Origin of the sequence: Mesorhizobium sp. M0778, from assembly GCF_040320105.1 — a bacterium.
Classification (GTDB): domain Bacteria; phylum Pseudomonadota; class Alphaproteobacteria; order Rhizobiales; family Rhizobiaceae; genus Mesorhizobium.
In genome coordinates this window covers 49357-71987 of the sequence record NZ_JAMYPA010000006.1, presented here as the reverse complement: position 1 = coordinate 71987, position 22631 = coordinate 49357, and the positions used below count along the sequence as shown (strand labels likewise).

Below are 22631 nucleotides of genomic sequence, written 5' to 3'. Positions count from 1 at the left end.
CCAAGCTTGGCTTGGTCACTCACGATTGAAAAGGGCGCCCGGAGTGATGCTCCGGTCGCCCTTTTGCTTTGAGGCCTTTGGTTACTTCACCACCGCCTCGACCCACACGACAATCCGCTGCGCCAGGAAAGCCGTGGTCGATGGCGACAGCGCGTCACCCGCAATGACGTGGTTGTCGGGGTCGCCGGTATCGTCGACCGGCACCAATTCATGTGCGGCGCCCCAGCGAGCCGCGATTTCGCGGGTGCGATCTGGTCGTACCACCTTGTCCGAATCCGAAAAAATGAACAGGGCAGGGATGGACGTCTTCTCCACCGGCGCGCCGTAGGCAAGCTCTGTCAGCGCCGCCATCGGCAATGTCGCGGCGATCGGGTAGCGGTAGGTCCAGAACCTTTCATGCAGCGCGTTGCGTGGCACGAAGCTACGCTCCTTGCCGGCGACGAGCTCGACGATCTGTCTGCCCCACGGTAGGGTCAGCAATTCGGCGCCGGAAGCCTTGACGCCGAAATTCGGCGAGATGAATGCGATCGCCGCGACGCTGTTCGATGCGCTTGGCTGCGTCGCGGCCCACGCCGCCAGCGAGCCGCCGGTCGAGGTGGCTATGACGATCACCTTGTCGCCGATCGCTCGGCCGATAGCGAGCGCTTCCTCGTAGTCGTTGATCCAGGCACCGACGCTGCCTTGCGTCATCGCGGCGCCATCCTGTCCATGTCCCCTCAGGCGCGTGTAGAAAAGATTGGCGTCAAGCTGGTCGGCCACCTCATCGGGCAGTGGACGAACCTCGCCCTTCGACGCAGAAAAACCGTGGATGTAAACGATCGCGAATGGCGTCTTGGCATGGACCATCGGGTCGGCCCAGATGATTTCCTTGTCCAGCCCGTCGCGGATGCCGGGCACGGCCGCCTCCCGGCGCGCCAGATAGGCCTGCGGATCGTCGCCGATTACTGAGGGATCGAAACGGATTGTGGTTTCGACGAGGACGCGTGGACCAAGCGCCAAGGCCAGGACAAGGATGAGGACAAGACCCAGCACCGCAAACATGATCCGTCGCCCCATCACGGATCCTATTCGACCGGTGGCTTGCGGTCGAAATTCAACGGCCGCGCATTCCAGCGGGTGACGGTGCTGATCACCCATCGGCAGAACGGCCTCGGTAGTATCCTGAGCAGCTTCAGTGTCCAGCTCAGGCGGCGTGGGAAAGTGACTTCGAAGCCACCGCATTCGATGCCTCGCGCGATGCGGCGCGAGGCCAGATTGACCGGCATCAAGCCCGGCATCGGCAGGAAGTTCTTCTCGGTCAGCCGCGTGTCGACAAAGCCTGGATTCATCACCTGGATGCGGACGTTCATCTTGTCGAAATCGTATTTCAGCGACTCGGCCAAGATATTGACTGCCGCCTTGGTGCCGCCATAGGCGGCGGTGGTGGGCCAGCCGAAATAGGCGGTGACCGAACCGATCAGCACGACATGGCCGCGCGAGCGCACGCGCATGCGTTCGATGACCGGCAGCAGGCCATTGATGATGCCGAAATAATTGACTTCGAAAGACCGACGGAAATTGCGCGCGACAAGATCCTCGCCCGGCGTTGCGATATAGCTTCCCGCGTTGAACACTGCCAACACGATCGGACCGAGATCTTTCTCGATCGCTGCAACCGTCTTTGCCATGCGTTTTTCGTCGGTCACGTCGCAGGGAAAGGCTACGACACGGCCCGCCATCTGCGCCGTTTCGACGATGAGCGTATCGATCGGATGGTCATCGGGCGCAGTTACTGCGACGACATAGCCCTGAGCCGCAAGATCCTTGGCCAGCGAACGGCCGATACCGCTGCTGCCGCCCGTAATCCAGGCGACGCCATGCTTCGGATTGGCCCGATAGAGTGTCATGCTGCGCCCCGCCGGCTCTTCTTAGCCTGTGCTCTAGCGGTGAAGAAATCGAATGAAAAGAGTGCTTTTCGGTACATGGTTGAAATGAATGCCGGCCGGGCGCTCCTGGCTGCAGCAATTGCAGTGTGCGAAATGCGACTGGACCAGGCAAATTCTTGCCTTGAAACCGAAGCGTCGGGTTTCTAGGGTTTCGCCGCACCCACAAAGGAATCTCCATGCCCCGTTCTGTGATCGACGTGATCGGCAACACGCCCCTGATCCGCCTCAACAAGGCCTCGGAAGCAACCGGCTGCGAGATCCTGGGCAAGGCCGAATTCATGAATCCCGGGCAGTCGGTCAAGGACCGCGCCGGCCTGTTCATAATCCGCGATGCGGAACAGCGCGGGCTGCTGCGGCCCGGCGGCGTCATCGTCGAAGGGACGGCCGGAAATACCGGCATCGGATTGACACTGGTTGCCAAGGCGCTCGGCTACCGCACGGTGATCGTCATTCCCGATACCCAGAGCCAGGAGAAGAAGGATACGATCAAACTGCTCGGCGCCGAGCTGATCGAAGTGCCAGCCGTGCCCTACAAGAACCCGAACAACTACGTGAAGCTGTCGGGCCGGCTGGCCGAGCAAATGGCGAAGACCGAGCCGAACGGCGCGATCTGGGCCAACCAGTTCGACAATGTCGCCAACCGCGACGGCCATATCCGCACCACAGCCGAAGAAATCTGGAACCAGACCGGCGGCAAGGTGGATGGTTTCGTGTCGGCGGTCGGTTCCGGCGGCACGCTGGCAGGCGTTGGCTTCGGGCTGAAGGCCAAGAACAGCCAGGTCAAGATCGCACTGGCCGATCCGCTGGGGGCTGCGCTCTATTCCTTCTACACCAGCGGCGAGTTGAAATCCGAGGGCAGTTCGATCACCGAAGGCATCGGGCAGGGGCGGATCACCGCCAACCTCCAAGGCTTTACACCCGATTTTGCCTTCCAGATCCCCGACGAGGACGCACTGCCGATCGTATTCGACCTGATCCAGGAGGAGGGACTTTGCGTTGGCGGTTCGACCGGTATCAACATTGCCGGCGCCATTCGCCTGGCGCGCGAGCTAGGCCCCGGCCAAACCATCGTGACCATGCTTTGCGACTACGGCACGCGCTATCAGTCGAAGCTGTTCAATCCTGAATTCCTGCGCGAAAAGAAGCTGCCGGTGCCGGGCTGGATGGAGCAACGGAGCACGATTTCGGTGCCGTTCGAAAGGGTCGCGTGATGGCGCACAAGACCGAAGCGCTGTTTCGTGACGACGCCTATCTGGGGACGGCCGACGCCACCGTCGTCGCAGTCAACGATCGCGGCGGCATCATTCTGGACCGGACCGTGTTTTACGCCACATCGGGCGGGCAGCCGGGCGACACTGGCAGCCTCGAACGCACCGACGGCACCGGCATTGCGATTGCCGCTACGATCACCGGCGAAACCAAGGACGAGATCATCCATGTGCCGGCGCCGGAGCAGGCGGTTCCACGGTTGGGCGAGCGGATGAGGCTCGCCATCGACTGGCCGCGGCGGCAGCTGCTGATGCGGATGCACTCGGCCTGCCATCTGCTTACCGTCGTCTGTCCGTTCCCGATCACCGGTGCCGCGGTTTCCGAGGACGACAGCCGTATCGATTTCGACATCCCGGATGCCGGCTTCACCAAGGAAGACGTGACGGCCAGGCTGATGGAACTGGTGCGGGCCGACCACCCGATCTTCACCCGGCTGATCTCCGACGAGGAGCTGGCATCCAATCCAAGCCTGGTGAAATCCAAGAATGTGCGGCCGCCGGCCGGCACGGGAAAGATCAGGCTGGTCTGCATCGGCGAGAATGCTTCGGTCGACAGCCAGCCTTGCGGCGGTACCCATGTGAGGAGCACCGGCGAAATCGGCGAGATCCATATCGGCAAGATCGAGAAGAAGGGCCGCGAGAACCGGCGCTTCCGCATTCGCTTTGGCCCGATGCCGCCAGCCTGATATAGGACTGGGACAGGCGGGACAGGAGAGAAAAGATGGCCGACGACAGTCCTTTCACCATCGATGCCGATTGGTTGCAGAAGCGGCTCGGCGAGCCTGGGCTGACGATCGTCGACGCGTCCTGGTATCTGCCGGCGCAAAAGCGCGACGCGCGCGCCGAGTATGACGCAGCGCATATTCCAGGCGCCCGCTTCCTAGACCAGGATGCGGTTTCGGACCCCGACGCGGCTCTGCCTCACACGCTGCCGTCGCCGCAGCATTTTGCCCAATATGTCGGCGCGATGGGCATTTCGGCCGACGACACGATTGTTGTCTATGACGGGCCAGGGTTCTTTTCTGCACCGCGCGCCTGGTGGTTGTTTCGCGTTATGGGCGTGTTCCAGGTCTATATACTCGACGGCGGTTTCGATCGTTGGAAAGCCGCCGGACGGCCGGTGACGGCGGAGCCGACGAAGATCGCGCCTTGCGTGTTTTATGCCAACTTCGATGCCGCCCGCGTCGCCAGCCTTGCCGACATGCGCCGGATCGTCGAGACGGGGGAGAGCCAGATCGCCGACGCACGCTCGCCTGGCCGTTTTGCCGGCACCGAGCCGGAGCCGCGCCCCGGCATCCGCTCCGGCCACATGCCGGGCGCGCACAACGTGCCGTTTTCGGCGCTTTCGGAAAACGGCGAATTGCTGCCCAAGGACAGGCTGCGCAAAGTGATCGAGGAGGCCGGCATCGATCTGTCGAAGCCGGTCGTCACCTCCTGCGGTTCGGGGGTCACCGCGGCAGCCATCACGCTGGCCCTGGAGACGCTTGGCCATGCCGAAAACAGGCTTTACGACGGGTCATGGACGGAATGGGGTGGGCTTTCCGACACGCCCGTCGTGACGGGCAAGGACCGACGGTGATGAAAAACGGAGCGCTGGAAGACATCGACGTCACCGTGACATTTCTCGAAATGCATGTGCCGCCTGCCTATTCGCCGCCGCTGCCGTACAACCGCCAGATCGCGCTGCTCAAGACCAAAGACATTCCGCTGCATTTCTACCGCTATTTGATGGATCGGGTCGGCCGCAAATGGCACTGGGTCAACGTGCTGAGACTGAATGACGAGGAGCTTGCGGCGGGCATCCATCGCGAGGACCGCGACATCAGGGTGCTTTATCTCGACGGCGCGCCGGCCGGCTTCTTCGACCTCAAGCCGCATCTGCCGGAGGAAGTGGAACTCGCTTATTTCGGCATGATGGAGCACGCGACCGGGCAAGGCATTGGCCGCTGGTTCCTCGGTGCGGCAATCGCCGCAGCCTGGGCGCACGGACCCAAGCGGGTGACGGTGCAGACCTGCACCCTTGATCACCCAGCAGCCTTGCCGCTTTATCAAAAACTCGGCTTCACGCCGGTGGCGCAAAAAAAGGAGGTCGTACATCCGATGCCTTTTGCCGAGCGCGCGGCCAGCGTCATGCGGCCCTGATTTTCAGGCTCGTTCATCCAAGCTTCAGCTAGTCTTTGCCATCTTGTCGGCATCACAATGCGGCCGAGGGCCGAAGGAGAAAAGACATGCTGACCCGACGCACATTTGCCGCCGTGTTGGTTGCGGCACTCGCCATGCCGACCCTTGCCGTTGCCCAGGCGACCACGCCTTCGGCCGCGCAATACGCCAAGATCGAAAACATCGCCGATGCACTTCAGCGCATTCTGCGGCGCGATCCGGGTGCCCGCGTGCTGATCGAAGGCCATACCGATGCTGTGGGCTCCTTCCAGTCGAATCAGATTTTGTCCGAACAACGTGCCGCCTCGCTGAAGCGCACCTTGCTGCGTGAATTCGGTGTGCCGGGCTATGCGCTCGAAACCGTCGGCTACGGCGAGGAGTTCCTGCTCGTGCAGACGCAGAATGAGAACTGGCGAAATCGCCGGGTGACGCTGTGCCGCTTCGACGACTTCATCCGTTAAAATGATCTAGCCGTTCAGGGTCTGGATCAATATTCAAAGGCGAGCCCGACTTGAATGAGCCGGGCTCTTTCCATATCGCTGTCGTCTAAAAACCGATGGTGATGGAGGATCGCACGATGGCAATTCGCGTGGTAATGGCCGGCGCGACCGGTTGGGTCGGCAAGGCGCTGGTTCCGGCGATCGGGGCGCAAGGTGACATGGCGCTGGCCGGGGCTGTGTCACGTAGCGGCGCGGGGCAGGATTCCGGCCTGCTGGTTGGCATGCCGGCTAATGGTATCTCCGTTTCGGCCTCGCTGGCCGAGGCGCTGGAGGCGCCGTCGGACGTACTGGTCGACTTCACCAAGCCACATGTCGTGAAAGACCATGTGCTGCTCGCCATCGACAAGGGACGGCACGCTGTGATCGGCACATCGGGACTGGGTGCTGCCGACTATGCCGACATCGACGCCGCGGCGCGCGCCCACGGCGTCGGCGTCGTTGCCGCCGGCAACTTTTCCATCACCGCTACGCTGATGAAGCGGTTTGCACTTATGGCGGCAAAATACGTGCCGGATGTCGAGGTCATCGATTATGCCAGTGCAAAGAAGCCCGACGCGCCCTCCGGTACCGCGCGGGAACTTGCTGAAGCGCTGGCCGACATCCGCAAGGCTTCGACGGCAAAGCCGGTCTCCGAGGTCTCCGGCGTGCCGGCTACACGCGGTGCTGCGGTCGGCGCGGGCGAGGGGGTGCAAGTGCACGCGCTTCGCCTGCCGTCCTACATCCTGTCCTGCGAGGCGTTGTTCGGCCTGCCAGACGAGCGGCTGACCATCCGCCACGATGCCGGCTCGTCCGCGGCGCCTTACGTGGCGGGCACGCTGCTCGCCATCAGGCGGGTACAGCAGATCAAAGGCCTGGTGCGTGGTCTCGACGCGTTGATGGACTGATTCATTTGGCAGGAATCGGGTGGGAAGCTCTGTCTTGCGAGCATAATTTCCGGTCAACGACACCGGAGATTTAGCCATGACGCTAAAATTCAAAGCCTTGCCAACCGATGCGGTTCGCGCGCTTCAGCGCGGCGGACCTGATGCTTATGACCTGAAGCCAGAGCGGCAGATTTCGGACGGCGACGACGTGCCTTGCCGCCACTGCCTGAAGAATGTTGCTGTGGGAGAAGCCTATCTTGTTCTGGCCTATCGGCCTTTTCCTGAGCTGCAGCCTTATGCCGAAACCGGGCCGATCTTTCTGCATGCGGAAGAATGCGAACGCGCCGCCGAGGGGGAAACGCTTCCCGATATACTCGAAAGCAGCGATTACATCGTGCGCGGCTACGGCAAGGACGACCGCATCGTCTATGGCAGCGGCGGCGTCATTCCGACCGATGCCATCGCGGCACGGGCGGAGACGTTGTTCGAGCGCGACGACATTGCTTACGTCCACATCCGCTCTGCACGCAACAATTGCTATCAGTGTCGGATCGACCGCGTGTAATCGGATCGGCTGAACCGGCTTGAGGCTGTCGTACTCCCGCAGAAAGCGACTGTCGATCGATTTGCCGACCGCGGATGAACCGGCGGGAATTCTCGACAACCGAGGAAGCGGGGCTTTGGCTCCGCTTTTTTGTGCCTGCATCGTCCGCAAAGAAAAAACCCGCCGGGATTAACCGGCGGGCTCGAACGATTTGCCTGGAGGGCCTTAGTTGAATTTATACTTCGCACCGATGCGGACGGTATGGAAAGAAGGAGTGGTGGTGAGGACATCGCCCGGCCCTCCAAACTCCTCCAGAATATCCTTCTCGGCAAACTGCGAATAGCGATATTCGAGACCGACAGTTACGTTGTTGGTCACGGCCGCTTCCAAACCACCACCGACCGAGAAGCCGCTAGAGCCCCAATCGATGATGTCGCCGATGGGTGAAGATGCGTTCAGATCGAAATGCTGCCAGCTGTAGCCGCCAAGCACATAGGCGAGGGTCGATTCGTTGACTTTCAAACCGACCCGGCCCAGCACATCGAAGCCATAGTCTGTGTCCAGATTGATGGATCCGCCGGGCACTTCCAGCTCCGTAGTCATGCCGGAGTAGCGAGCATCCACCATGACTCCCACAACCCAGCTGCCGAAATCATGGTCGTAGCCCGCGTTCAATTCGCCAAATACGCCTTCGCCGCCGATACCGTTGAATTCCAGGTCGCCAAGCGGCGGCACATTGATCTGATGCACCGACGCACCCGCGCCGCCCGCACCACCGATATAGAAGCCGGTCCAGTTGTAGGCAGGCGCTTCAAAAGACGCAACGCCGCCATTCTGGGCGCCAAAGCGATAGTTGGCGGCAACCTGGAACGTATGCCGCGATGTGTCGAGGTTGAGTGCGCCATCTGGTGCGCCGAACTCGGAGAGGAGATCATCGTTGGTGCTGAATTGGGTATAACGATATTCGGTTTTGATGGTCCAGTTGCTGTTAATGGCCGTCTCAACGCCGGCTCCGACGAAATAGCCGTTCTGGTCCCAGTCGAAATCAAAGCCTGCGTTCGTGTCGAATTTGTATTTCTGCCAGGAATAGCCACCAAGCACGTAACCCAAAGTGTTTGGCGTGAAGAGGTAGCCTGCCCGCAAGCCAGCGTCGAAACCATAGGTTTCTTTGACCGACGCATCGAATCCAGCAACGTCGAGCGAGGTTTCGATGTTGCCGGCATGAGCGTCTAGAAGTCCTCCGATCAGGAAGCGCGGCGCCACCATATAGTCGTACCCAACGGTGAGTTCACCGTACACGCCTTCGCCACCAATGCCGTTGAACGACACCCCAGGAATGAAATCGCTGCTCAACTCGTGGACGTTCGCCCCGGCGCCAACGCCAAAGCCGACGTAGAGTCCACTCCAGTTAAAACCCGCCGTCTCAACCACCGGTTCGACCACGTCGGCGGCGTGAGCAACCGACCCAAGCGCCAGAATGGAAACTGCGCCAAGAAGAAGAGATTTAGCGGATTTTCTGCTGATCATTTGCCCTACCCCTAATAAACCCAGCATCTTCTTAGCATCGGGTCATTAGGGCGGCTGTAACAAAAAAGCCACAGAAAGAGCACATTGCATCAAACGGGCACCAGATGCGGGAAAAATCCGCTGTAGACCGTGAAAATTGCCTGTGAACAAGCAAGCCGCCGACGGCATCGGCGACTCATCCGGAAAAAACGGTTGGAAATCAGGCCGCGAGAACGGCCTTTGATTCGACCAGCTCGTAACCGAGTGCTTCGGCCACTGCGCGATTCGTGATCTTGCCCTTGTGGACGTTCAGCCCGTTGCGCAGATGGTGGTCGTCTACCAGCGCCTTGAGGCCCTTGTCGGCGAGTTGCAGGCCATAGTGCAGCGTCGCATTGTTGAGCGCGTGGGCCGATGTGACCGGCACCGCACCCGGCATGTTGGCGACGCAATAGTGGATGACGCCGTCGACCTCATAGGTCGGCTCGGCATGGGTGGTGGCGTGCGAGGTCTCGAAGCAGCCGCCCTGGTCGATGGCGACGTCGACCAGCACGGCGCCTTTCTTCATGCCCGAGAGCATTTCGCGCGTCACCAGCTTGGGCGCGGCTGCCCCCGGGATCAGCACGGCGCCGACGACGATGTCAGCCGAAAAACATTCTTCCTCCAGCGCCTCGACGGTCGAGTAGCGGGTGTGGACGCGGCCTCCAAAGATATCGTCGAGCTGACGCAGGCGCGGGATCGAGCGGTCGATGATGGTGACGTCGGCGCCAAGCCCGGCAGCCATCCGTGCAGCATGCAGGCCGACGACGCCGCCACCGAGCACAGTGACCTTGCCGGGCAGCACGCCGGGCACGCCGCCAAGCAGCACACCGCGGCCGCCATTGGCCTTTTGCAGCGCCGTGGCCCCCGCCTGGATCGACAGGCGGCCGGCAACTTCCGACATCGGTGCCAAGAGCGGCAGGCCGCCGCGCTCGTCGGTGACGGTCTCGTAAGCTATTGCGGTGACGCCGGAGGCCAGCAGGCCCTTGGTCTGCTCCGGATCCGGGGCGAGATGCAGATAGGTGTAGAGGATCTGGCCGTCGCGGAGCTGAACCCATTCGTTGGGCTGCGGCTCCTTGACCTTCACGATCATGTCCGACTTGGCAAACACGTCGGCCGCCGTCTTGGCGATCGTGGCGCCGGCGGCGCGGTACGCGTTGTCGTCGGCTCCGATGCCGGCGCCGGCGCCGGTCTCGATCAGCACTTCATGGCCATGCGCGACATATTCGCGGACCGAGCCCGGTGTCAGGCCGACGCGGTATTCATGGTTCTTGATTTCCCGGGGGCAACCGACGCGCATCTTTTTTCTCCTGATCCGGCCCTTTTAGGGCCTGTTCCCTGTCTAGAGATAGTGAACCACGAATCGTTCGGGAAGTGTTTGCGAATGCGCTTGCCGAAGAGACTACTGTTCGATAATCGTTGCGCGAAACAGTAGAATTATCGCAGGAACCCGCAAAAATGCCGCTCGACAGGATTGATATCGCCATTCTCGAGACATTGCAGAAGGATGGGCGGATACCCAATGCAGCGCTCGCCGAAAAGGTCGGCCTGTCGCAGTCGGCCTGTTCGCGGCGGCTGGACAATCTGGAGAAATCCGGAACCATCCGCGGCTATCACGCCCGGCTGTCCAACGCCGCACTTGGGCACCAGATGACGGCGATCGTGCATATATCGCTGTCCGGGCAGTTCGAGAAAACGTTGTCGGATTTCGAAGCGGCGATAAAGCGCTGCCCGAACGTCCTGTCCTGCCATCTGATGTCGGGCGAGTATGATTACATCTTGCGCATCGCGGCGAAGGATCTCGTCGACTACGAACGCATCCACAAGGAGTGGCTTTCGGCAATGCCGCATGTGACGAAGATCAATTCGTCCTTTGCCTTGCGCGAAATCGTCGATCGCACGGCCGTTGGAATGAAGCCTGAGCTAGCCTAGGCCCCGAACTCGCCTAGGCCCCAAACTCGCCTAAACGTTGAATGACTCGGTCACCACACGGTCCATCGGAATATCGTGCGGCTGCGGGTAGATGGTCACGATGCGCTGCAACTCGTAGCCGACGCCGATGACCAGCGGCTTGAACGGCATCGCGGCAAGCGTGCGATCGAAGAAGCCGCCGCCATAGCCCAGGCGAAACTGTCCGGGATCGATGCCGACGATCGGCGAAATGACGATGTCGGGCAGCACCGGATCACCCTCGGCAGGTATCGGGATATTCCAGACGCCCTTCTCCAGCCGGTCTCCGTGGGTATAGGCGCGAAAGACCAGCGGCCGGTCTTTCTCCACAACAACGGGCAGCGCCGTGCGGCCACCCCGCGCGTTAACGGTTTCCATCCACGAGCGCAGGTCCGGCTCGCCGCGAAACGGCCAGTAGAGGCTGACCATGCGCCCGGCGATGTCGCCGATCACCGCATCGAGACCATCGGCAATGCGCTGCGACATGGCTGTGCGCATGTCGGCGGAAACGGCAAGGCGGGATGCGATCAACCGCTCGCGCTCGGCCTTGCGCCAGCGCCTGACATCGGTCCATTCGGACAGCGGCGCTTGGAACTCCGGATCGAGCTCGTGCATAAAACAAGGCGGCGAGGCGTACTGCCCCGAGCCTTCATCTTCATCCTTAGCCATGATTCACCTGCAATATACTGTTCCGACCAAGCCATATCTGGGACGTAGGCTATATCCGGGAATGAGTCTGCAGCATGCGTATTCACGACATCAGGCGACGAGTCCCAGGCAGGTGCAGCGCAGGCATTGCTGCACTGCACAAGGATACTTACATCAGCCTTGGCGAGAGGGATGAGTGAGATGAACACAGCCAACCATCACGTCGTCGTCGTAGGCGCCGGATTCGGCGGCCTCGAATTCACCCGCGCACTTACTGGCGCGCCGGTGCGCATCACCATGATCGATAGGCGCAATCATCACCTCTTTCAGCCGCTACTCTACCAAGTGGCGACGACGGCGCTGGCAACCTCCGAAGTCGCCTGGCCGATCCGCCATCTCCTGCGCAAACGCAAGGACGTGACGACGCTGCTTGCGACCGTGACTGGCATCGACCGCACCGGCAAGCGCGTGCTGCTGCAGGATGGCGGAGCGGTCGCCTACGACACGTTGCTGTTGGCCACCGGTGCGCGGCACGCCTATTTCGGCCATGACGAATGGGAGCCGTTCGCGCCGGGCCTGAAGACGCTGGAGGACGCCACCACCATCCGACGGCGTATTCTTTTGGCTTTCGAGCAGGCCGAGCGGGAAACCGATCCCGCCAAGCGCCAGGCACTGCTGACGCTGGCGATCGTCGGCGGCGGGCCGACCGGCGTGGAATTGGCCGGCACGATTGCCGAACTGGCGCATGACACGCTGCGCGGCGAGTTCCGCAACATCGACACGCGCGAGACGCGTGTGGTGCTGATTGAGGCCGGCGACCGCGTTCTTGCCAATTTCGCGCCGGAGCTCTCCGTTTATGCAATGAAGGCGCTCGAACGACTCGGCGTGACCGTCGAACTCGGCCGGGCGGTTACACGCTGCGATGCTGAGGGTGTCGTCTTCGGCGACAGGCATTTGCCGGCCAGGACAATTCTTTGGGCGGCGGGCGTCGCCGCTTCGCCGGCCGCCGAATGGCTCGGCACGGCAGCGGACCGCGCGGGCAGGGTGCTTGTCGAGCCCGACCTCACTGTGCCGGGAAACCCGGAGATTTTCGTCATCGGTGACGCAGCACACGTCCTGCGGCCGGATGGCCGGCTGGTGCCGGGCGTCGCGCCCGCCGCCAAGCAGCAGGGACGGCACGTCGCCGCGACGATCAAGGCCAGGCTCGCCGGCGAAACAACGGTACGTCCGTTCCGCTACAGGCATGACGGCGATTTGGCGACGATCGGCAAGCGCGCCGCGGCCATCGATTTCGGCTGGATCAAGCTCACCGGCCGGCTTGCCTGGTGGCTGTGGGGCTTGGCGCATATCTACTTCCTGATCGGCTTCCGTAACCGGCTTGCGGTTTCCCTGAGCTGGCTATGGATCTACTTCACCGGTCAGCGCAGCGCTCGGCTGATCACCCAGGGCGACGACGACAAGGGCTGATTGTTCGCTGCCGGACGTTCATCAGCGCGTCACCTCCTCTTGATGGAATCGACTTCTGGACTCGGCTGGATTTCGGCGCGAAGCTTTGCTTCGGGCAGGACTTGTCACGTCGTGGAAGAAAGAGAAACGAATGTCCCAATTGCGCCACCTCGTCTCACGCCGCGATTTCCTCGCCGGCGTCGCCACCGGCGGAGCGCTGATCATGCTGCACCCGTTCTCCGCCCGGGCTCAAGCCAATCAGGCGCATCTGAGGATTATGGAGACGACCGACATCCACGTGAACGTGCTTCCTTACGATTACTACGCCGACAAACCTAACGACACGATGGGGCTGTCGCGAACGGCATCATTGATTGAAGCCGTGCGCAAGGAAGCAACCAACGCGATGCTGATCGATAATGGCGACATTCTGCAAGGCAACCCGATGGGCGACTACTTCGCCTACGAGAGGGGCATGAAGGACGGCGATCTGCATCCGGTCATGAAGGGCATGAACCTGCTCGGCTACGAATGCTCGACGCTCGGCAATCACGAATTCAATTACGGCCTGTCGTTCATGGACAAGGTGCTGGCCGGAGCCAATTTCCCGTTCGTCTGCGCGAATTTGATCCGCGGCACGGAGCTTGCCGCGAACCCGCGCGAAGACAAGCTTTATCTCAAACCTTACGTCATCCTCGACAGGAAGATCAAAGACGGGTCGGGCGCCGAGCAGCCGATCAGGATCGGCATCATCGGCTTCGTGCCGCCGCAGATCATGGTCTGGGATCTGAAAAATCTCGAGGGCAGCGTCAAGACGCGCGACATCGTCGAGGCGGCCAAGGCGTGGGTGCCGCAGATGAAGGAAGAAGGCGCCGACATCATCATTGCGCTCTCCCATTCTGGCATCGACGTGAAGCAAGGCGACATGATGGAGAATGCCTCCTTCTTCGTTGCCGGCGTCGAAGGTATCGATGCGGTGTTCACGGGCCACCAGCATCTGGTCTTCCCTGGTAAGAAGGACTTTCAGTCGCTGGAGGCCGTCGATACGGCGAAAGGCACGTTGCAAGGCAAGCCCGCCGTCATGGCCGGCTTCTGGGGCTCGCATATGGGGCTGATCGATCTGTTGCTGGAGCGCGACGGATCGACATGGAAAATCGTCTCGGCGACCTCTGAGGCCAGGCCTATCTTTGAGCGGGCCGACAAGACGAACAAGCCGACCGTCGCTGACGACCAGCGCATCGTCGACGCGCTCAAACAGGACCACGAGGCGACGCTTGCCTATGTGCGTCGGCCGGTCGGCAAAACCTCGGCGCCGCTTTATTCCTATTTTGCGCTGGTCGCCGACGATCCATCGGTGCAGATCGTGAGCCAGGCGCAGACCTGGTACTTGAAGGACATCCTGAAGAACACCGAATGGAAGGATATGCCGCTGCTGTCGGCGGCGGCACCGTTCAAGGCGGGCGGGCGCAACGGCGCCGACTATTACACCGACGTGCCGGTAGGCGATATCGCCATAAAGAACGTCGCCGACCTCTATCTCTATCCAAACACGGTGCGCGCCGTCGAAATCACGGGGGCAGAGGTGAAGGAATGGCTGGAAATGTCGGCCGGCATCTTCAACCGGATCGAGCCGGGCAAAGCTGACCAGGCGCTCATCAACACCGACTTCCCGTCTTATAATTTCGACGTGATCGACGGCGTCACCTACCGGATCGACCTGTCGCAGCCACCGAAATATGATTCGAAGGGCGGGCTGGTGAACGCCGGCTCGAACCGCATCATTGACTTGATGTTCGACGGCAAACCAATTGATCCCATGCGGAAATTCGTCGTCGCAACCAACAACTACCGGGCCGGCGGCGGCGGCAATTTCCCGGAGATCAATGCCTCGAAGATCATCTACGAAGCGCCCGACACCAACCGCGACGTGATCGTGCGCTATATCGTCAGCAAAGGCACCATCAACCCGTCGGCGGATGCCAACTGGTCGTTTGTGCCGCTGCCGGAAACCAGCGTCGTGTTCCAGACCGGCGCCAAGGCGAGAGAGTTTATTGCGCAAGTGAAGTCGCTGAAGATCGAGCCGGCGGGCGAGGGCGAAGCGGGGTTTTCCAAGTACCGCATCACTCTTTGAGGCGAGGATTTGAGCGTCGGCTCGAAACTGTCTCAGCGTTAAGATACTGTCCCGATACGGCCGATCCGTTTGAGGCAGGCAGCCTCTTCAGGCAGGTGGTGCGAAACGCCGCTTGACGGCAGGCATGACCAGATCCAGCGCATCCGTCGAAATCCCACCGGAATAATCGTCCGGCAGTTGGTCGATCGAGGCGGGGTCGTCGAGGCCTTGTGAAAAGCCGCCGCCGGAATAGGGACCGAGCAGGTAGACGCGGCTGCCGACGCTGTCCATACGGTCGAGAAAACGGGCGGGCCAGCCCCACATCCACTTTGCGACATTGACGGGGATGAGCAAGGTGCCCTGGCGGCAGGCATCCGGAACGTAGCCACTCCAGCCGAGCGCAGCATAGCGAAGAATGCAGCGCGTCAGGGATGCGCGGCTCAGCGTATGCATGTCCGGCAACGCTGCCTTCACTGCTTCTATAGGCCTGTCGCCGCCATAGACCGTCAGATTGGCGCGCTCGGCCGGCGTCAATATGGCGAGCCAGGCGGCCAGCATCTCGCCTTCCTTGGGATCGTTGCTTTTGATGTTGATATTGAAACGCCGGTTCGGGAAGCGCTGCAAGACTTCATCCAGCGACGGCATGATGCCGACACCCTTGCCGCGAAACGGAAAGGTCTTGCCGCCATCGGCAGTGTAGCCATAACCGATATCGAGCGTCTTCAATTCGGACATCGCATGGCGGCGCGTTTCTCCCTTGCCGTTGGTGCGACAATCCAGCGTCCAATCGTGGAAGACGGCGAACTTGCCGTCCGTAGTGGGATGGACATCGAGTTCGAGCGCGTCCGCACCGAGCGCGAAGGCGGCTTCCATCGAGGGTATCGTGTTTTCGAGGAAGGAATGGCGCGGCGTCAGCATGCGATCGGCCGTGCATGTTTCCGATCCGAGGTTCGTACGGTCGAAATCCTGAGCCAGGCCGCGATGGGCAAGCACCGAAGGGGTGACGGCCGGCCGGCTCGACAGCAGCGAAGTGTTGTTGAGCCAGATGCCGCCTGCAGCGACAAGAACTGCAATGAGGGAGATCGTCCGTTTTCGCATGGTATGATTCCTGAAGCGGTCGTCGAAGCCGAGCGGGGTTATCTTTCCAAGCCGCCTGCAGCGGTAGCGCCAGTTTGGCCAGCAAGCATCGCAGCAGACAGGCCAAAGACCGTTAAAATTCGGGGAGGGTCCCAGCAGGGCCGGAATCACTATGGTTGCAACCACCCATATGCGCTAGTTTTAGCCATGCGTTATGTCATCATCATCACGACCGTCACCTTCTTCCTGATCTGGGACGGCATTTACAACCAAGGCCGCTACCTCGACAGGACCATCAGGGAGGTGACCCGCGTCGTGCACTATGTAACCAGTATGGTGTAGTTTCTCTTCTTCGCCACGGTTCGCCGACGCGACATCCTGCCGATTGACGGCACGCTCCCGCTGACACAAAAGAACGCCGGTCCAACGGTCGAGGAGGCTGGGTTGATCCGGCATATCGTTTTCTTCAGCGCGCGTCGTAAAGTGGACGTCGAGGCAGTGCGTACGGGTCTGCTGGCGCTCGGCAAGATACCCCACTCGCGCCGTTTCGAGGTGACGCTCAACACCAAGGTCGACCCGCTCTCGGATGAAATCGATGTGGTCGTCTACGCCGAGTTCGAAGACGAGGCAGCGCTCGCCGCCTACAAGGCGCATCCGCTCTATGCAGAGACCACCAGCCGGGTAAAACCGCTGCGCGAATTGCGTTATTCGGCCGATATAGTGGCAAGTTGACCGCCCTAAGGCAGATTTCACGTCGCGGAGCGGGGCCGCGCCGCAGCCCGATTCATTCCGTCTGAGCCGCGGAGGTCTCGGTCGGATCGACGCCCGGCCGCTTTGGCGCGTTCCAGATCAGCACGGCGATAACTGCTATCGCAATAACGGCCAGGGCAATGAAAAGGTCTCTTCCCCTGGCAATGAGCTAGGATGATTTTTGACGGCGGCAAGTCGGCTCCTCGCGGCCGGGCACTGCGATCGCCGCCGAGGTGCCGGCTAAGCCCTTGAACCATTTTCAGGAATGAGGCACACCGCGCGGGACATGACCGAGAACACCCCCGTAAGCCCTCATCCGCTCGATCACCTGGTGTTGCCGACCGCGAGCCTCGATGTTGCGCGGGCGCGCTTGACCTTGCTCGGCTTTACCGTTGCGCCGACGGGTATCCATCCCTTCGGAACGGAAAACTGTTGTGTCTTCCTCACCGACGGTACCTATCTCGAGCCGCTCGCGGTCGCCGACCGACAGGCCGTGGCAACGGCGATCGCGAACCGCAATGTCTTTGTCGCGCGGGATCACACCTACCGCGAAAGAAACGGTGATGAAGGATTTTCTGCCGTGGTGCTGGGCACCGAAAGCGCCGCCGCGGACCACGCGCGCTTCATCGAAGCCGGACTGTCGGCGGGAGACATGCTCAGCTTTTCGCGCGCCTTCGCTGATGCGACAGGAAAGAGCGACACCGCATCATTCAAGCTTGCCTTCGCGGCTCTAGGCAAGGCAACGGACGCTTTTCTCTTCGCCTGCGAACGGATCAATGCGCCGAAGGTCGACCGCACCGCTTTGCAGGCCCACGCTAATGGCGCAACCGGCATTGTCGAAGTCGTGGCAGTCAGCCGCGAACCTTCCGAACAAGGCCATGTGATTTCGATCGCAGCCGGGATGGAGGCGCAGAGCGGCACTGTCTATAAGCTGCCGAATGCCGCTGTGACCGTTCTGGATCCTGCAGCCTTTGCGGCACGCTTCGGCATTCCCGCCGGGGCGCCGTCTGAACTCCGCTTTGCTGGGATCGTCTTTTCGATTAGGCACTGCGACACCGTCGCAAAGCTGCTTGCAGCCAATTCCGTCGAACACGACATACGCGGCGGTGATATCATCGTGTCGCCGGCGCCAGGGCAGGGCGCGGCCTTCATTTTCCGGGAGATCGCATGAACAAGCTCAATCCTCTGATGCCAAATTCTTCCGTTGCGATCGGAAAGGTCATTTTCGGCAACAGCGCGCCCCTATCGCTGATCGCCGGTCCATGCCAGCTGGAATCGCGGCAGCACGCTTTCGACATGGCCGGTGCGCTGAAGGAATTGACCGAACGGCTCGGCATCGGGCTCGTCTACAAGACCAGCTACGACAAGGCCAATCGCACCTCGCTTGGCGGCACGCGCGGTGCGGGACTTGAAGCGGCAATGCCGATCTTCGACGATTTGCGCAAGAATTTTTCGCTGCCGATCCTGACCGACGTCCACACTGAGGAACAATGCGCGATCGTCGCGCCGCATGTCGACATTCTGCAGATTCCTGCCTTCCTCAGCCGGCAGACCGATTTGCTGATTGCTGCGGCAAGAACCGGCAAGGTGGTCAATGTAAAGAAGGGCCAATTCCTCGCGCCATGGGACATGAAGAACGTCGTCGCCAAGATCACCGGCTCCGGCAACGCCAATGTCTTGGTGACCGAGCGCGGCGCATCCTTTGGTTACAACACCTTGGTGTCCGACATGAGGGCGCTGCCGATCATGGCCGAGATCGGCGCGCCGGTCATTTTCGATGCCACTCATTCGGTGCAGCAGCCGGGCGGGCAGGGCGGTTCGTCTGGGGGCGACCGGCGCTTTGTCGAGACGCTGGCGCGCGCGGCTGTCGCGGTTGGCGTCGCCGGCGTCTTCATCGAGACGCACCAGGACCCCGACAACGCGCCTTCCGACGGCCCCAACATGGTGCCGCTAAAGGATCTTCCCGCATTGCTTGAACGGCTGATGGCGTTCGATCGCATCGCCAAGAGCGTGGGTTGAACCAGCAGTTGCGCCACAGCAGCGTCGCCAAGAAAACTTTGAAGAATTTCGAACCTGTCTGGAACCTTAGCCCGCGGCCCTCATTGTCAAAATCTAATGTCAACGACGACGAGGAGCACACCATGACGACCCAGACGGGACACACCGAAGCCATTGCCGCTTCGCGGGTTATCGGCACATCGGTCTACAACACGGAAGGCACTCATATCGGCGACATCGAGGACGTCATGCTCGACAAATTGTCGAACGGAATCATGTTCGCCGTGATCGGTTTTGGCGGATTTCTCGGCATTGGCGAGAAATACCACGCCATTCCGTGGGCGAGCCTTGATTATGATGAGAACAGGGGTGGCTATGTCGTGCCGTTCACCAAAGACCAGCTGATGGCCGCTCCTTCCTACTCGATCAACGAGCTGACCGGCGCCGACGGCGAGGCTGCACGTGACGCCTCATACAACTACTACAAGGTCGAGCCTTACTGGCACTGACTAAGTCTCCTGGAATCAAAAAGGCCCCCGGGAAATCGGGGGCCTTTCGATGTGGCGGGATGCTACTGCGCAATTTGCAGGGCCGGCAAAGGCGACGATCCCTGCGGGGGTTGCTGATTGTCGCACGACGTCAGGAACGCAGCCGCAATCAGGAAGAAACTCACAATACCGCTCAACTGGGACATGGCGAAACTCCTCCTGTTTCGCCCCGCGCGACAACAGCCATAAACCAGAAACCGGCATGCCGCGCATGACAAATGATGACAGCGCTTTGTGCTTCGTGAATCCCAAGAGCGGCAATGGGCGCACGGGCAATATTTGCAAGTGCCCCGATTGCGTTTTGCAGCGCTTTGGCTAAGAGGTGCGCGACGCTTCAATCGATCAATCGGGGACATCGCAATGACGGCCATCATCGACATTGTCGGGCGTGAAATCCTGGACAGCCGCGGAAATCCGACCGTCGAGGTCGACGTCGTGCTCGAAGACGGCTCAATGGGCCGCGCCGCGGTGCCGTCCGGCGCATCGACCGGCGCGCATGAGGCGGTCGAACTGCGCGACGGCGGCCCCCGCTATCTCGGCAAGGGCGTGCTCAGGGCGGTTGAGGCAGTGAACGGCGAGCTGTTCGAGGCGATCGGCGGCATGGAGGCCGAGAATCAGATCCACATCGACCAAACCATGATCGAGCTCGATGGTACGCCCAACAAGAGCCGGCTCGGCGCCAACGCCATTCTCGGTGTGTCGCTGGCTGTGGCCAAGGCCGCGGCCGAAGCGGCCGGCCTGCCGCTCTACCGTTATGTCGGCGGCACCAAGGCGCATGTGCTGCCGGTGCCGATGATGAACATCATCAACGGCGGTGCGCATGCCGACAACCCGATCGATTTCCAGGAATTCATGATTCTGCCGATCGGCGCGCCGACGCTGCGCGATGGCGTGCGCTGGGGCTCGGAGATATTCCACACGCTGCGGAAGAGGCTGAAGGATGCCGGCCATAACACCAATGTCGGCGACGAGGGCGGCTTTGCCCCCAACCTGAAAAGCGCGCCGGCCGCGCTCGACTTCATCATGGAATCGATCGAGAAGGCCGGCTTCAGGCCAGGCGAGGAGGTCGCACTCGGACTCGACTGCGCGGCGACCGAGTTCTTCAAGGACGGCAACTACGTCTATGAAGGCGAGAAGAAGACCCGCGACCCGAAGGCGCAAGCCAAATATCTGGCCAAGCTCGCTGCCGACTACCCGATCATCACCATCGAGGACGGCCTGGCCGAGGACGACTGGGACGGCTGGAAAATGCTGACCGACCTCATCGGCAAGCAAACGCAGCTGGTTGGCGACGATCTGTTCGTCACCAACACGGCGCGGTTGCGCGACGGCATCCGCATGGGTGTCGCCAATTCGATCCTGGTCAAGGTCAACCAGATCGGCTCGCTTACCGAAACGCTCGACGCCGTCGAGACCGCGCACAAGGCCGGCTATACCGCGGTGATGTCGCACCGCTCGGGCGAGACCGAGGATTCGACCATCGCCGACCTCGCCGTTGCCACCAATTGCGGGCAGATCAAGACTGGCTCGCTGTCACGCTCGGACCGCATGGCCAAGTACAACCAGCTCATCCGCATCGAAGAGGAGCTCGGCAAGCAGGCGCGGTATGCCGGCAAGTCGATCGTTAAAAGCTGATTTTCGACAGAAAATCCGAGCGAGCGAGGGCGGGGACATTCCCGCCCTTTTGCTTTCAGGGCTCCGAATCCAGCAATCCGTAACCGTCCATTAAGCACAATCGGGCGACAAAGGCGGCGCAGAGGATTCGGACCATGTGGACACGCCAGCACAAGCAAAGAAACACCGGCCGGCTGATCATCCCCTCCCTCTGCGTGGTGTTCCTGACCTATTTCGGCTTCCATGCCTATCATGGCGAGTTCGGCATCTATTCCAAGTATCGGCTCGAAGCCGAGACTGTCGAATTGCAGGGCAGGCTTGATGCCGTCAAGGCACGCCGGATCGACCTGGAGCGCCGCGTCCAGCTGATGCATGAGGGCACGCTCGAGAAGGACATGCTGGACGAGCAGGCGCGCAAGGCGCTCAATCTGTCCCATGCCGACGAGATCACCATCATGCTGCCGGTCGCAAGATAACGCAATTTCAGTTAATCGGCGATATTTGCAATGATTTTAGGCGCTTAGATGCATGACAGCCATGCGTTTTCGGCATGGCGAAAGCCTTCCCTGCATGTTAGCCTGCCTCAAATCGGTGGGAGAACTGATCTCCCTCGCTGTCCGCCAAGAGACGCCAACAGGGAGTGATGCATGGCCACCGCCGCCAGAAAAGCGCCTGCCAAATCCAAATCCGACGGCAAAACGATGGGCCTTTCCACCCCAAAGCCTGTTGAATTCACCAAAGACCAGGAGCTTGCCGCCTACCGGCACATGCTGCTCATCCGCCGCTTCGAGGAAAAGGCCGGCCAGCTTTACGGCATGGGCTTCATCGGCGGTTTCTGCCATCTCTACATCGGCCAGGAGGCGGTCGTTACCGGCATGAAGATGGCGCTGATCGATGGCGACCAGATGATCACCGCCTATCGCGACCATGGCCATATGCTGGCCATGGAGTTGTCGCCGCGCGGCGTCATGGCCGAACTGACCGGGCGCCGTAGCGGCCTGTCGAGAGGCAAGGGCGGCTCCATGCACATGTTCTCCAAGGAGAAGCATTTTTACGGCGGCCACGGTATCGTCGGCGCGCAAGTGTCGCTCGGCACCGGCATTGCCTTCGCCAACCGCTATCGCGGCAACAACAATATGACGCTGACCTATTTCGGCGATGGCGCCGCGAATCAGGGCCAGGTCTACGAAAGCTTCAATATGGCCTCGCTATGGAAGCTTCCGGTGGTCTACATCATCGAGAACAACCGCTACGCCATGGGCACCTCGGTCTCGCGCTCGTCGGCCGAGACGGATTTTTCGCATCGCGGCGCCTCCTTCAAGATTCCAGGCATCCAGGTCGACGGCATGGATGTGCGCGCCGTCAAGGCCGCCGGCGACCTCGCCGCCGAATGGTGCCGCGCCGGCAACGGGCCGCTCATTCTCGAAATGCAGACCTACCGCTACCGCGGCCATTCGATGTCGGATCCAGCAAAATACCGCTCCAAGGAAGAAGTGCAGAAAATGCGCTCCGAACGTGACCCGATCGAACAGGTCAAGGCACGGTTGCTCGACAAGAAATGGGCAAGCGAGGACGAGCTCAAGGCCATCGACAAGGAAGTCCGCGACGTTGTCGCCGACGCTGCAGAATTTGCCCAGAACGACGCGGAGCCGGATCCGTCCGAGCTCTGGACCGATATCGTACTTTAA

General features: G+C 61.1%; 25 protein-coding genes. 18 read left to right on the top strand and 7 right to left on the bottom strand.

Features of this window, described 5'->3' with window-relative positions:
• Positions 1-81: 81 nt before the first annotated feature.
• Both NKI22_RS10600 and NKI22_RS10595 read right to left on the bottom strand, forming a co-directional pair.
• Positions 82-1056 (bottom strand): alpha/beta hydrolase, encoded by a 975-nt coding sequence (locus NKI22_RS10600; protein WP_352641884.1) that lies wholly within the window; start codon positions 1054-1056, stop codon positions 82-84.
• Between the two features lie 8 nt (positions 1057-1064).
• Entirely contained in the window at positions 1065-1886 is an 822-nt protein-coding gene (locus NKI22_RS10595) for an SDR family oxidoreductase (RefSeq protein ID WP_352482520.1), read from the bottom strand.
• 215 nt (positions 1887-2101) lie between these two features.
• Between NKI22_RS10595 and NKI22_RS10590 the strand changes: the two genes are divergently transcribed.
• The 7 genes from NKI22_RS10590 (at position 2102) to NKI22_RS10560 (ending at position 7281) form a co-directional block, all read left to right on the top strand.
• The gene (locus NKI22_RS10590; protein ID WP_023717544.1) at positions 2102-3136 is read left to right on the top strand and encodes a cysteine synthase A; all 1035 of its coding nucleotides are present in this window, start codon (positions 2102-2104) and stop codon (positions 3134-3136) included.
• Entirely contained in the window at positions 3136-3879 is a 744-nt protein-coding gene (locus tag NKI22_RS10585) for an alanyl-tRNA editing protein (RefSeq protein ID WP_352496515.1), read from the top strand. The genes NKI22_RS10590 and NKI22_RS10585 overlap by 1 nt, the downstream gene beginning before the upstream one ends.
• A 35-nt stretch (positions 3880-3914) precedes the next feature.
• Positions 3915-4772: a 3-mercaptopyruvate sulfurtransferase gene (gene sseA / locus NKI22_RS10580; protein ID WP_023717546.1), complete on the top strand. Its 858-nt coding sequence runs from the start codon at positions 3915-3917 to the stop codon at positions 4770-4772.
• Complete coding sequence (locus tag NKI22_RS10575; RefSeq protein WP_023717547.1) at positions 4772-5335, top strand: GNAT family N-acetyltransferase; 564 nt, start codon at positions 4772-4774, stop codon at positions 5333-5335. Before sseA ends, NKI22_RS10575 begins: the two co-directional genes overlap by 1 nt.
• 86 nt (positions 5336-5421) lie before the next feature.
• The gene (locus NKI22_RS10570; protein ID WP_352815372.1) at positions 5422-5814 is read left to right on the top strand and encodes an OmpA family protein; all 393 of its coding nucleotides are present in this window, start codon (positions 5422-5424) and stop codon (positions 5812-5814) included.
• A 116-nt stretch (positions 5815-5930) separates the two neighbouring features.
• Positions 5931-6737, top strand: a complete 807-nt coding sequence (gene dapB, locus NKI22_RS10565; RefSeq protein ID WP_023717549.1) for a 4-hydroxy-tetrahydrodipicolinate reductase — start codon at positions 5931-5933, stop codon at positions 6735-6737.
• A 76-nt stretch (positions 6738-6813) separates the two neighbouring features.
• A complete protein-coding gene (locus tag NKI22_RS10560) occupies positions 6814-7281 on the top strand; it encodes a DUF1203 domain-containing protein (protein WP_352641879.1) in 468 nt (155 codons plus the stop codon).
• A 204-nt stretch (positions 7282-7485) separates the two neighbouring features.
• Here NKI22_RS10560 and NKI22_RS10555 read toward each other — a convergent pair whose 3' ends face one another.
• Together NKI22_RS10555 and ald are read right to left on the bottom strand one after the other, a co-directional pair.
• A complete protein-coding gene (locus NKI22_RS10555) occupies positions 7486-8787 on the bottom strand; it encodes an outer membrane protein (RefSeq protein WP_352641877.1) in 1302 nt (433 codons plus the stop codon).
• A gap of 199 nt (positions 8788-8986) precedes the next feature.
• Entirely contained in the window at positions 8987-10102 is a 1116-nt protein-coding gene (ald, locus tag NKI22_RS10550) for an alanine dehydrogenase (protein WP_352641875.1), read from the bottom strand.
• A gap of 158 nt (positions 10103-10260) precedes the next feature.
• On the opposite strand from ald, the gene NKI22_RS10545 reads away from it, so the two are divergent.
• Positions 10261-10734 carry an Lrp/AsnC family transcriptional regulator gene (locus tag NKI22_RS10545; RefSeq protein ID WP_023675099.1) on the top strand — a complete coding sequence of 158 codons (474 nt, stop codon included), beginning with the start codon at positions 10261-10263 and terminating at the stop codon, positions 10732-10734.
• Between the two features lie 30 nt (positions 10735-10764).
• Here the strand turns inward: NKI22_RS10545 and NKI22_RS10540 are convergent, their stop codons facing one another.
• Positions 10765-11421 (bottom strand): 5-formyltetrahydrofolate cyclo-ligase, encoded by a 657-nt coding sequence (locus tag NKI22_RS10540; RefSeq protein WP_352641873.1) that lies wholly within the window; start codon positions 11419-11421, stop codon positions 10765-10767.
• Positions 11422-11601: 180 nt separating this feature from the next.
• Here NKI22_RS10540 and NKI22_RS10535 point away from each other — a divergent pair, with 180 nt between their 5' ends.
• Together NKI22_RS10535 and NKI22_RS10530 are read left to right on the top strand one after the other, a co-directional pair.
• Positions 11602-12867, top strand: a complete 1266-nt coding sequence (locus tag NKI22_RS10535; protein ID WP_352496508.1) for an NAD(P)/FAD-dependent oxidoreductase — start codon at positions 11602-11604, stop codon at positions 12865-12867.
• 130 nt (positions 12868-12997) lie between these two features.
• The gene (locus NKI22_RS10530; RefSeq protein WP_352641871.1) at positions 12998-14977 is read left to right on the top strand and encodes a bifunctional 2',3'-cyclic-nucleotide 2'-phosphodiesterase/3'-nucleotidase; all 1980 of its coding nucleotides are present in this window, start codon (positions 12998-13000) and stop codon (positions 14975-14977) included.
• An 87-nt stretch (positions 14978-15064) separates the two neighbouring features.
• Here NKI22_RS10530 and NKI22_RS10525 read toward each other — a convergent pair whose 3' ends face one another.
• Positions 15065-16054, bottom strand: a complete 990-nt coding sequence (locus NKI22_RS10525; protein WP_352641869.1) for a glycerophosphodiester phosphodiesterase family protein — start codon at positions 16052-16054, stop codon at positions 15065-15067.
• Positions 16055-16240: 186 nt separating this feature from the next.
• Here NKI22_RS10525 and NKI22_RS10520 point away from each other — a divergent pair, with 186 nt between their 5' ends.
• From NKI22_RS10520 to NKI22_RS10500, 5 genes are all read left to right on the top strand, one after another.
• Positions 16241-16375 carry a hypothetical protein gene (locus NKI22_RS10520; RefSeq protein ID WP_023675095.1) on the top strand — a complete coding sequence of 45 codons (135 nt, stop codon included), beginning with the start codon at positions 16241-16243 and terminating at the stop codon, positions 16373-16375.
• Positions 16376-16477: 102 nt separating this feature from the next.
• Positions 16478-16765 (top strand): Dabb family protein, encoded by a 288-nt coding sequence (locus NKI22_RS10515; protein WP_023717556.1) that lies wholly within the window; start codon positions 16478-16480, stop codon positions 16763-16765.
• A gap of 304 nt (positions 16766-17069) precedes the next feature.
• On the top strand, positions 17070-17954 hold the full coding sequence (locus NKI22_RS10510) for a VOC family protein (RefSeq protein ID WP_352815369.1): 885 nt from the start codon (positions 17070-17072) through the stop codon (positions 17952-17954).
• Positions 17951-18802 (top strand): 3-deoxy-8-phosphooctulonate synthase, encoded by an 852-nt coding sequence (gene kdsA, locus NKI22_RS10505; RefSeq protein WP_031193559.1) that lies wholly within the window; start codon positions 17951-17953, stop codon positions 18800-18802. The genes NKI22_RS10510 and kdsA overlap by 4 nt, the downstream gene beginning before the upstream one ends.
• A 122-nt stretch (positions 18803-18924) precedes the next feature.
• On the top strand, positions 18925-19290 hold the full coding sequence (locus tag NKI22_RS10500; RefSeq protein WP_023717559.1) for a PRC-barrel domain-containing protein: 366 nt from the start codon (positions 18925-18927) through the stop codon (positions 19288-19290).
• A 62-nt stretch (positions 19291-19352) separates the two neighbouring features.
• Here the strand turns inward: NKI22_RS10500 and NKI22_RS10495 are convergent, their stop codons facing one another.
• A complete protein-coding gene (locus NKI22_RS10495) occupies positions 19353-19475 on the bottom strand; it encodes a hypothetical protein (protein WP_352958416.1) in 123 nt (40 codons plus the stop codon).
• Positions 19476-19689: 214 nt separating this feature from the next.
• Between NKI22_RS10495 and eno the strand changes: the two genes are divergently transcribed.
• The 3 genes from eno to pdhA all read left to right on the top strand — a co-directional run bounded on the left by eno (position 19690) and on the right by pdhA (position 22631).
• Positions 19690-20964, top strand: a complete 1275-nt coding sequence (gene eno / locus NKI22_RS10490; RefSeq protein ID WP_023717560.1) for a phosphopyruvate hydratase — start codon at positions 19690-19692, stop codon at positions 20962-20964.
• Positions 20965-21098: 134 nt separating this feature from the next.
• Positions 21099-21419, top strand: a complete 321-nt coding sequence (locus NKI22_RS10485) for an FtsB family cell division protein (protein WP_023717561.1) — start codon at positions 21099-21101, stop codon at positions 21417-21419.
• A gap of 171 nt (positions 21420-21590) precedes the next feature.
• Positions 21591-22631, top strand: coding sequence for a pyruvate dehydrogenase (acetyl-transferring) E1 component subunit alpha (gene pdhA / locus NKI22_RS10480; protein ID WP_502895946.1), 1041 nt, complete (start codon positions 21591-21593; stop codon positions 22629-22631).